6 protein-coding genes are annotated in these 10,940 nt (G+C 60.2%); 4 read left to right on the top strand and 2 right to left on the bottom strand.

The window, feature by feature from the left end; translation table 11 throughout:
* Window positions 1-524: 524 nt before the first annotated feature.
* Genes BM062_RS24300 through BM062_RS24290 form a run of 3 tightly spaced genes read left to right on the top strand, consistent with a single transcriptional unit; the run spans window position 525 to window position 3,086 of the window.
* Complete coding sequence (locus BM062_RS24300) at window positions 525-1,574, top strand: methionine ABC transporter ATP-binding protein (RefSeq protein WP_092402158.1); 1,050 nt, start codon at window positions 525-527, stop codon at window positions 1,572-1,574.
* Window positions 1,564-2,217: a methionine ABC transporter permease gene (locus BM062_RS24295; protein ID WP_014007699.1), complete on the top strand. Its 654-nt coding sequence runs from the start codon at window positions 1,564-1,566 to the stop codon at window positions 2,215-2,217. The genes BM062_RS24300 and BM062_RS24295 overlap by 11 nt, the downstream gene beginning before the upstream one ends.
* Window positions 2,218-2,276: 59 nt before the next feature.
* Complete coding sequence (locus BM062_RS24290; RefSeq protein WP_092402155.1) at window positions 2,277-3,086, top strand: MetQ/NlpA family ABC transporter substrate-binding protein; 810 nt, start codon at window positions 2,277-2,279, stop codon at window positions 3,084-3,086.
* Window positions 3,087-3,167: 81 nt separating this feature from the next.
* Here the strand turns inward: BM062_RS24290 and BM062_RS25440 are convergent, their stop codons facing one another.
* Window positions 3,168-9,185 (bottom strand): ESPR-type extended signal peptide-containing protein, encoded by a 6,018-nt coding sequence (locus BM062_RS25440; RefSeq protein WP_139220186.1) that lies wholly within the window; start codon window positions 9,183-9,185, stop codon window positions 3,168-3,170.
* A 55-nt stretch (window positions 9,186-9,240) separates the two neighbouring features.
* Window positions 9,241-10,707, bottom strand: coding sequence for a YadA family autotransporter adhesin (locus BM062_RS24270; RefSeq protein ID WP_254785240.1), 1,467 nt, complete (start codon window positions 10,705-10,707; stop codon window positions 9,241-9,243).
* Here BM062_RS24270 and BM062_RS26080 point away from each other — a divergent pair.
* Window positions 10,697-10,940, top strand: a 244-nt coding sequence (locus BM062_RS26080) for a hypothetical protein (protein WP_254785239.1), incomplete at its 3' end; no start/stop codon positions are given. The genes BM062_RS24270 and BM062_RS26080 overlap by 11 nt on opposite strands.

Raw genomic sequence — 10,940 nt, 5'->3', positions numbered from 1 at the left:
ATCGTTGTACGCGGTTACGAAATGAGTCGTCCGGATTGCGAGCCACCAAGGGTTGGAGCCGCTACGCGGGAGCCATAGATCTGCCCATCATTTGGACGCAAGACGGTACCGAGATGCTTCTGGGGCAGCTGCGCTGCCAGGGTGGAGCAATGCAACAACGCATCCACTTGATCCATATGGGTGACTGGTGCGATTCACGCAACCACGCTACGAAGCAAAGGGCACGAATTCAGCGACCGGACGTCACAGCGATGGCACGATTGAATCGACCTATCGCAGAACATCGCGAGTATTAAATTCGTACCCTTTACAAGGGGCGGCTAATGGGTGACCCCATTTAACTGCGTCTGCGGTGTTTGTATTTTGCGGCGTTTGTATTTGTATAGACACGATGGTAATAACGCCATGCTTAAATGTTCCTTCCCATGCCTAACAAACGCTTATAAAATAAGCACCTACTAAAATACATAACGGCGGCGAGATTGTTGATGTTTATGCAATCAGCTGCCTTTTTTCATTCTGAAATGATAGAAATCAAAGCAGTCACCCAGCGCTTCAACGGCGCGCGCGGGCCGGTCGATGCGGTTCGCAACGTTAACCTGTCGATACGCAAGGGCGAGATCTTCGGCATCATCGGCCGCAGCGGCGCCGGCAAAAGCACGCTGGTGCGCTGCCTCAACCTGCTGAACCGCCCTACTTCCGGCAGCATCGTGGTCGACGGCAAAGACCTCACAACGCTGGACGCCGAGCAGCTGCGCGGCGCGCGGCGTGAAATCGGCATGATCTTCCAGCATTTCAACCTGCTGTCGTCGCGCACCGTGTACGACAATATCGCGTTGCCGCTGGAACTGGCAGGCTTGTCCAAAAGCGAGATCGCCAAAAAAGTCACGCCGCTGCTGGAACTGGTCGGACTGACCGCGCTCAAGGACAGTTATCCCGCGCAAATCAGCGGCGGCCAGAAACAGCGCGTCGGCATCGCCCGCGCGCTGGCCAATGAACCGAAAGTCCTGCTGTCCGACGAAGCCACCTCGGCGCTCGATCCGGAAACCACCCGCTCCATCCTGGAACTGCTGCGCAAGATCAACCGCGAACTGGGCCTGACCATCGTCCTGATCACGCACCAGATGGAAGTCATCAAGATGATTTGCGACCGCATGGCGGTAATGGAAGCCGGCGAGGTGATTGAACATGGCGAAGTGCTCGAACTGTTCCGTTCGCCCAAACATGAAGTCACGCGCGCCCTGATCGGCGACGTGATTGCCCAGGAACTGCCGCAAGGCGTTTTGCAGCGCCTGCGCGCGCGGCTGGCGCAAAGCGACGCCGGCAGCGGCACCGACCACCTGTTCCGTTTTGCGTTCACCGGCTCCGGGGTCGACCAGCCGCTGCTGTCGGAAGCGGTCCGCAAATTCGACCTGGATTTCAATATCCTGCACGGCCAGATCGATGAAATACAAGGGCAGGCGTTCGGCTCGCTGGCAATCCTGGCCAACGGCACCAGCGAAAACATCAGCGCCGCCATGGCTTACCTGAGCGCGCAAGGCGTCACCGTAGAGGAGTTGAACCATGTCATCTGAAATGCTCGATCTGTTTTTGTCGTCGTTCGGGGAAACCCTGATGATGGTGGGCATCTCCGGCATACTCGGCGCCCTGCTCGGCGTGCCGCTGGGCATAGCGTTGCACCTGACCGGCCGCGACGGTGTCCTGCCGCACCCGCTGTTCAACCGCGTCGCGGGGCTGATCGTCAATGCGGTGCGCTCGACACCGTTCATCATCTTGCTGGTCGCGGTGATACCGTTCACGCGCTTTTTCGTCGGCACCTCGATCGGCACCGCCGCCGCGATTGTGCCGCTGACGATAGCCTCCGCCCCATTCATCGCGCGCCTGGTGGAAACCGCGCTGCGCGAAGTGGAGCGCGGCCTGATCGAAGCGGCGCAGGCGATGGGCGCCACCACCTGGCAGATCGTCTACAAGGTGCTGGTGCCGGAAGCCTTCGCCGGCATCGTCGCCGGCCTGACGATTACCTTCGTCAGCCTGGTCGGCTACTCGGCGATGGCCGGCGCCATCGGCGGCGGCGGCCTGGGCGACCTCGGCATACGCTACGGTTATCAGCGCTTCCTGCCGGAAGTCATGCTGCTGGTGGTGGTTATCCTGATCGTTTTTGTGCAGCTGGTGCAGACGCTGGGCGACATCCTGGTGCGTCGTCTCAGCCACCGCTGATTTTTTAAGGACCCTGCATTTGCCGTGCAGGATCCCCTGTGATTTTTGAAAGGAAGAAAATGAATCGTCGTCAATTGCTACAATTTTTTGCAGGCTTGGGCCTGTTCGCAAGCCTGGGCGCTGCTCCCGTCGGCGCTGTCTTCGCGCAAGACAAGCCGGTCAAGATCGGCGCCACCGGCGGCCCGCATGCGCAGATCCTGGAAATCGTCAAGAAAGTCGCCGCCAAGGATGGCTTGAATATCCAGGTCGTCGAATTCAGCGACTATATCCAACCCAACGCCGCGCTGGCTGCAGGCGACCTGGATGCCAACAGCTACCAGCACCTGCCTTACCTCGAAGCGCAAATCAAGGATCGCGGCTACAAGCTGGTGAACGTCGGCTACACCATCACTTTCCCGATGGGCGTGTACTCGAAGAAAATCAAATCCCTCAAGGACCTGAAAACCGGCGCCCGTGTCGGTGTTCCCAACGATCCGACCAACGGCGGCCGCGCCTTGCTGTTGCTGCAGGCGCAAGGCGTGCTGAAATTGAAAGCGGATGCCGGCTTGAAAGCCACGCCGCTGGATATCGTGGACAACCCGAAGAAACTGAAGATCGTCGAAATCGATGCGGCCCAGCTGCCACGCTCGCTGGATGACCTGGACGCGGCTGCGATCAACGGCAACTATGCCGAATCGGCCGGGCTGGATCCAACCAAGGACGGCATTGCCATCGAAGCCGCCAAGGGTCCTTACGCCAACGTCATCGCCGTGCGCAGCGCCGACAAGGACAAGCCCTGGGTAGCCAAGCTGGTCAAGGCTTACCACAGCCCTGAAGTCAAACAGTATGTCGTGACCCAGTTCAAGAGTTCCGTGATTCCAGCCTGGTAATACATAGGCAAAAGCCCGCGTTGCATAGGCAGCGCGGGCTTTTTTTTGTCCTGGCCTATCTCATCGCGGCCAGGAAACCGCTTACTGCCATCTCAAGCCGTAACCGACGCTGAGGCCGGTGTTATGGCCCGTCGAACTGACGCCGACACCCCAGGCGCTATTGCCAGTCTTGCTGACCGACCTGAACTGCAAGGACAGCGCAGCGAAACCCTGGTACGAACCGACACCGACGCCCACGCCCTTCTCGCCTCCGTACAAGGTCGGCATCACCGCCCCCGTCGCCGCCATGCTCATGGCGATACCGGAGTAGGCAATGCGCTTGACGTCGCCAATCTGGTTCTGTATGTCGCGCAGCTGGGATACGTTCACCGCGTCGGTCAGGTTGATCCCTGGCGCGACGTTCGTGATGCGGCGCTCGCTGCCGGCCGCCCCTACCGAGACCGTATTAGCCTGGTCTGCGATCGAATACGCGCCCAACGCCACCGAGCGGTTCGCCAGAGCTTGCGCACCGGCTCCCAGCGCCACCGCATCATTGCCCGAGGCCAGCGCATCGTTGCCGATAGCTACCGTCGGATCGCCGGTTGCCCTTGCGTTGTAGCCGATCGCCACCGAGCCCGCTTGCGAAGCCAGCGCGCGGAAACCGACAGCCGTGGTGTTGGTGTCGGTCGCCTGGGCATTCGAGCCGATCGCCGTTGCGCCATCCTTGGTCGCCTGCGCACACAGGCCTGTGCCGGTGGCGTCTACGCCGTTGACGCTGCCGCAGGTGGCGGCGTTCACGTTGTTGATGGCCGTGCCGCTGGTGCCCCTGGTCCGCACCGTGCCATCGCTATTGGCGCCGCCTATGGTCGTCGCGCCGACGGTGCCGCCATTGGCCGTGGCAGCATTGCTGCCATCGACCAGGGGTTTCAATGCTGTCGACAACGAAGTCGTGCCATTGGTAACGTTGTTCAGGCCAGTGGAAAGCGATGACACCTGGCTCAATCCGGTCGACAGGGATGCAATGCCTGTCGACAAGGAGGTAATCCCGGTCGAGGTCGAAGTCGACAGTGAACCTACATTGCTGGTGGTGCTGGACAGGCCGGTAGACAGAGAACCGATGTTCGAGGTAGTGCTGGAGAGGCCGGTCGACAGCGAATTGATGCTGCTGGTATTGGTCGACAGGGCTGTCGAGGTGGAGGTCGACAGCGAACCGACATTGCTGTTGGTGGTGCTCAGGCCGGTCGACAGCGAGCCGATCCCGGTCGAGGTCGATGTCGACAATGAATTCAACTGGCTGACGTTGACCGCATCGGTATTTTCCGTACCGGCTGCGACGTTGATGATCTGCCGCTCTTTACCGAAGGAACCGACCGACACTACATTAGACCGATCTGTGCCAACCACCGACTGATTGATTGAATTCGCGCCGATGGCGACGGAATTCGAACCGGCGCTCACTGTCGCATTATCCAAGCCATCCTGCTTGCCATCAGCCTTGAAGTAGTTGACGACACCCGATGTCTGCAGGTTGGAGAGGCCGGTCGACAGCGAACCCACATTGCTGGTCGCTGTGCTCAAACCGGTGGAAGTCGAGGTCGACAGCGAAACGACATTGCTGTTGGTGGTGCTCAAGCCGGTTGAAGCCGAGGTCGACAGCGAAGCGATGCCTGTGGATGTCGAGGTCGACAGCGAACTCACGTTGCTGTTGGTGGTGCTCAATCCTGTGGAAGTTGACGTCGACAAGGAATCCACATTGCTGTTGGCCGTGCTCAGGCCGGTGGAAGTCGAGGTCGACAGCGAAGTGACACTGCTGTTGGCTGTGCTCAATCCTGTTGAGGTCGAGGTAGACAGCGAGGCGATGCCGGTAGATGTCGAGGTCGACAAGGAATCCACGTTGCTGTTGGCTGTGCTCAAGCCGGTCGAGGTTGAAGTCGACAGCGAAGTGACACTGCTGTTGGCCGTGCTCAAGCCGGTCGAGGTTGAAGTCGACAGCGAAGTCACGCTGCTGTTGGCCGTGCTCAAGCCGGTCGAAGTCGAGGTCGACAGCGAGGCGATACCGGTGGAAGTCGAGGTCGACAACGATGAGACATTGCTGTTGGTGGTGCTTAAGCCGGTCGAGGTTGAAGTCGACAGTGAGGTTACGCTGCTGTTAGCCGTGCTCAAACCGGTCGAGGTTGACGTCGACAGCGAAGTGACGCTGCTGTTGGCTGTGCTCAGTCCGGTTGAAGCCGAGGTCGACAACGAAGCAATGCCGCTGGATGTCGAAGTCGACAGCGAACTCACATTGCTGTTGGTGGTGCTCAGGCCAGTCGAGGTTGAAGTCGACAATGAGGTCACGCTGCTGTTAGCCGTGCTCAAGCCGGTTGAAGTCGATGTCGACAACGACGAGACACTGCTGTTGGCTGTGCTCAATCCGGTCGAAGCCGAGGTCGAGAGCGAAGCGATGCCTGTGGATGTCGAGGTCGACAGCGAAGTCACGTTGCTGTTGGTGGTGCTCAGGCCGGTGGAAGTCGATGTCGACAAGGAATCCACATTGCTGTTGGCTGTGCTCAAGCCGGTCGAGGTAGATGTCGACAGCGAAGTCACACTGCTGTTGGCGGTGCTCAGGCCGGTCGAAGTAGAGGTCGAGAGCGAAGCGATGCCGGTAGATGTCGAGGTCGACAGCGAGCTCACATTGCTGTTGGTGGTGCTCAATCCTGTTGAAGTCGATGTCGACAAGGAGTCTACGTTGCTGTTGGCCGTGCTCAAACCGGTCGAAGTAGATGTCGACAGTGACGCCACGCTGCTGTTGGCCGTGCTCAGGCCGGTGGAGGTCGAGGTCGACAGCGAAGCGATACCTGTCGAAGTCGAAGTGGACAGTGAACTCACATTGCTGTTCGTGGTGCTTAATCCGGTCGAGGTAGATGTCGACAGCGAAGTCACACTGCTGTTGGCTGTACTCAAACCGGTCGAGGTAGATGTCGACAGCGAAGTCACACTGCTGTTGGCGGTGCTCAGGCCGGTCGAAGTAGAGGTCGAGAGCGAAGCGATGCCGGTAGATGTCGAGGTCGACAGCGAGCTCACATTGCTGTTGGTGGTGCTCAATCCTGTTGAAGTCGATGTCGACAACGACGAGACACCGCTGTTGGCTGTGCTCAGGCCGGTCGAGGTAGATGTCGACAGCGAAGTCACGCTGCTGTTGGCCGTGCTCAGGCCGGTCGAAGTCGAGGTCGACAGCGAAGCGATGCCGGTGGATGTCGACGTCGACAGCGACGAGACACTGCTGTTGGTTGTGCTCAGGCCGGTCGAGGTTGAAGTCGACAACGAAGTCACGCTGCTGTTGGCCGTGCTCAATCCGGTGGAAGTCGAGGTCGACAACGAAGTCACGCTGCTGTTGGCCGTGCTCAGGCCGGTCGAAGCCGAGGTCGACAGCGAAGCGATGCCGGTGGATGTCGATGTCGACAGCGACGAGACACTGCTGTTGGTGGTGCTCAAGCCGGTCGAGGTTGAAGTCGACAGCGAAGTGACGCTGCTGCTGGCCGTGCTCAATCCGGTGGAAGTTGAGGTCGACAGTGAAGTCACGCTGCTGTTGGCAGTGCTCAGGCCGGTGGAGGTCGAGGTCGACAACGAAGCGATGCCGGTGGAGGCCGAGGTCGACAGCGACGAGACATTGCTGTTGGCCGTACTCAAACCGCTTGATGTGGTGGTCGACAGCGAATTCAGCTGGCTGACATTCACGGCGTCGGTGTTGGCTGTGCCTGCAGCCAGGTTGGTAATCTTCTGGCCGCTATTGTCTATGCCATTGGTGGTGGTTGCACCGGTAACGGTAAGTCCGGCTGTCGTGATCCCGGTCGACAGCGAAGCGACCGTTGTGCTCAAGCCTGTGGACAAGGATGTCACGCCGCTCTGGGCGGTGCTGATGCCGCTTGACGTCGAGGTCGACAGCGATGTGACGTTGTTGTTAGTGGTGCTCAGGCCGGTCGATGTGGAAGTCGACAGCGATGTGACGTTGCTATTGGTGGTGCTCAATCCGGTCGAAGCGGAGGTCGACAACGAAACAATCCCGGTCGAGGCGGAGGTCGACAGTGACGTCACATTGCTATTGGCCGTACTCAAGCCGGTAGAGGCCGACGTCGACAGCGAAGTCATACCAGTCGAAGCGGAAGTCGATAGCGACGAGACATTGCTGTTGGCAGTGCTCAGGCCGGTGGAGGTCGACGTCGACAGCGAAGCGATGCCGGTGGAGGTCGAAGTCGACAGCGACGAGACATTGCTGTTGGCAGTGCTCAGGCCGGTAGATGTCGACGTCGACAGCGAAGCGATGCCGGTGGAGGTTGAAGTCGATAACGACGAGACATTGCTGTTGGCAGCGCTCAAGCCGGTGGATGTTGAAGTCGACAGCGAAGCGATGCCGGTGGAGGTTGAAGTCGATAACGACGAGACATTGCTGTTGGCAGCGCTCAAGCCGGTCGAAGTCGAGGTCGACAGTGAAGCGACGCCAGTGGATGTCGAGGTCGACAACGACGAGACACTGCTGTTGGCAGTGCTCAAGCCGGTGGATGTCGAGGTCGACAGCGAAGCAATGCCAGTGGAAGTCGAAGTCGACAACGACGAGACACTGCTGTTGGCGGTGCTCAAGCCAGTCGACGCCGAAGTCGACAATGACACAATGCCAGTGGATGCCGAAGTCGACAACGACGAGACACTGCTGTTGGCGGTACTCAAGCCAGTCGACGCCGAAGTCGACAATGACACAATGCCGGTAGAAGCCGAAGTCGACAGCGACGAGACACTGCTGTTGGTGCTGCTCAAGCCAGTCGACGCCGAAGTCGACAATGACACAATGCCGGTAGAAGCCGAAGTCGACAGCGACGAGACACTGCTGTTGGTGGTGCTCAAGCCAGTCGACGCCGAAGTCGACAATGACACAATGCCGGTAGAAGCCGAAGTCGACAGCGATGTGACGCCGCTGTTGGTGGTACTCAGGCCAGTCGACGCCGAAGTCGACAGCGAAACAATGCCGGTAGAAACCGAGGTCGACAGCGAAGCTGCACTGCTATTGGTCGTGCTCAAGCCGGTCGAGGTTGAAGTCGAGAGCGATTTCACATTGCTGCCGGTGGTGCTCAAGCCGGTGGAAACCGACGTAGACAGAGAGGTGATGCCGGTCGACAGGCTGCTCACCCCCGTGCTCAATTGCGCCACGGTCGCTATATCCTGCTGCGCCGAGCCGTCCGCGACATTGGTAATGCGGCGCAATGCCGCGGCCGATCCCACCGAGACTTCAGAAGCCGGCGCTGCCGAATTCGTCAGGAAACCGGTGCCGGTCGGTGCAGCTGCCCCGGTGGTCGAGCCGGCGCCAAGCGCCACGCTGTTGGCATATGACGCCGTAGCGCCGCGTCCCAGCGCCACGCCCGAAGTCGCCCCTGTCGCCACCGACGACTCGCCGCCTATGGCCAGTCCGTCTGTTGCCAGGGCTTGCGCGCCTTTGGTGGCATTACCGCCGATCGCCACCGCGCCGGCCGCCCCGGCCTGGGTTGAGTTGGCGATGGTCGGCGCCGTGGTGCTGCCGCCGGAACCGATGGCGACAGTATTGGTTTGTGTCGCCTGGCTCAGCAAACCGAGTGCTACGCTGCTGGTGCCTGAAGCGGTCGCTTGCACGCCGACAGCGGTAGCTTGCGTCCCGGCCTGTGCCATGAAGCCCATTGCCGTGCCGTAGTTGCCTTTGACCTGGGTGCCCGTCCCGAACAGTGTCACGGCGGTAAAACCACCTCCGCTCGCGCCGCAACCCGCAACGATCGAATAATAGTTGCTGCCATCGGTCTGGTACATGGTCGCAGCGCCAGGTGCGGTAAACACCGTGCCGTCCAGGCCTGTGTATGAAGGACCGCAACCGGAACCGCCGCCGTTGGCGATAGTCGCGGCATATCCTGACAAAGGCAGCGCCAGCGTCAGCGCCAGCACCGATGCCTTGAGCGGAAGCCGGCCTGCCAGGAGCGCTTCCCACACCGCGCCTTGCGCCGCAGCCGGCGCGCTCGCCGAACGGCTGGAACCGGATCGTTTGCCCTTGGCGGCAGCAAGCTCCGAGACCGCAATCCAGGCCCCCAGGACTTGGCTGTAGACAGTGCGGTAGATTTTATTCATGGTTGGCTCTATACAAAATAACTACGGTTTGCGATAAGGGATCAAGCGGCACGATTTATTTCCACTTGAAGCCGTAGCCAGCGCTGAAGCCTGTCGCACTGCCGGTGGTGCTGGCGCCGGCTCCCCAGGCGCTCTGCCCGGTCTTGCTGATCGCCTTGAACTGCAAGGCCAACGCACCGTAACCCTGGTAAGAACCAAGACCCACGCCTACTCCCTTGTCGCCCGCATCCAGGGGCGGCATTACCGCACCCGACAAAGCCATGCTCATGGCGATACCGGAGTAGGCAATGCGCTTGACGTCGCCCAGCTGGTTCTGCACATCGCGCAGCTGGGATACGTTCACTGCATCGGTCGGGTTGACGCCTGGCGCGACATTCGTGATGCGGCGCTCGTTGCCGGCAGAGCCGACCGACACCGTGTTGTCCTGGTCCGCTACCGAATACGCACCCAGCGCTACCGAACGGTTCGCCGTAGCTTGCGCGCCGGCGCCTGTCGCTACCGCGTCATTACCCGACGCCAATGAATTCTGGCCAATCGCTACCGTCGGATCGCCGGTCGCCCGGGCATTGTTGCCAATCGCCACCGAACCGGCTTGCGAAGCCAGCGCACGGAAACCGACTGCCGTGGTGTTGGTGTCGGTCGCCTGCGCATTCGAGCCGATCGCCGTTGCGCCATCCTTGGTCGCCTGCGCACACAGGCCTGTGCCGGTGGCGTCTATGCCGTTGACGCTGCTGCAGGTGGCGGCGTTCACATTATTGATCGCCGTGCCGCTGGTGCCGCGGGTCCGCACCGTGCCGTCGCTATTGGCGCCGCCTATGGTGGTCGCGCCGATGGTGGCGCCATTGGCCGCGGCAGCATTGCTGCTATCGACCAGCGGTTTCAATGCTGTCGACAACGAAGTCGCACCATTGGTAACGTTGTTCAGGCCAGTGGAAAGCGATGACACCTGGCTCAATCCGGTCGACAGGGAAGAAATGCCCGTCGACAGCGAGGCAATCCCGGTCGAGGTTGACGTCGACAGCGAACTCACATTGCTATTCGTCGTCGACAGGCCGGTCGACAGCGATCCGACGTTCGAGGTAGTGCTGGACAGGCCGGTCGACAGCGAATTGATGCTGCTGGTATTGGTCGACAGGGCCGTCGAGGTGGAGGTCGACAGCGAACCGACATTGCTGTTGGTGGTGCTCAGGCCGGTCGACAGCGAGCCGATCCCGGTCGAGGTCGATGTCGACAGCGAATTGAGCTGGCTGACGTTGACCGCATCGGTGTTCTCCGTACCGGCTGCGACGTTGATGATCTGCCGCTCTTTACCGAATGAGCCGACCGACACCACATTAGGCCGATCCGTGCCAACCACCGACTGGTTGATCGAATTCGCACCGATGGCCACAGAATTCGAACCGGCGCTTACCTTCGCATCATCCAGGCCATCCTGCTTGCCGTCTGCTTTGAAGTAGTTGGCAACGCCCGATGTTTGCAGGTTGGAGAGTCCGGTCGACAGCGAACCCACATTGCTGTTCACCGTGCTCAATCCGGCTGAAGTCGAGGTCGACAGCGAACTCACGTTGCTGTTGGTGGTGCTCAGGCCGGTCGAGGCTGAAGTCGACAAGGAAGCAATTCCCGTCGACGTTGAGGTCGACAAGGAATCCACATTGCTGTTGGTGGTGCTCAGGCCGGTGGAAGTCGAAGTCGACAGCGAAGCCACGTTGCTGTTGGTGGTGCTCAACCCGGTCGAGGTTGAAGTCGACAGCGAAG

This window comes from Collimonas sp. OK412 (assembly GCF_900112135.1).
GTDB classification, from domain to species: Bacteria; Pseudomonadota; Gammaproteobacteria; order Burkholderiales; family Burkholderiaceae_D; genus Collimonas; species Collimonas rhizosphaerae.
The sequence above is the reverse complement of the archived record's forward strand: the minus strand, read 5'-3'. Positions and strand labels throughout refer to the sequence as shown.

What these genes read in the sequence shown, in the direction of transcription:
- BM062_RS24300 (WP_092402158.1), top strand. Translation starts at nt 525, where the DNA reads ATGATAGAAATCAAAGCAGTCACCCAGCGCTTCAACGGCGCGCGCGGG.
- BM062_RS24295 (WP_014007699.1), top strand. Translation starts at nt 1,564, where the DNA reads ATGTCATCTGAAATGCTCGATCTGTTTTTGTCGTCGTTCGGGGAAACC.
- BM062_RS24290 (WP_092402155.1), top strand. Translation starts at nt 2,277, where the DNA reads ATGAATCGTCGTCAATTGCTACAATTTTTTGCAGGCTTGGGCCTGTTC.
- BM062_RS25440 (WP_139220186.1), bottom strand. Translation starts at nt 9,185, where the DNA reads ATGAATAAAATCTACCGCACTGTCTACAGCCAAGTCCTGGGGGCCTGG.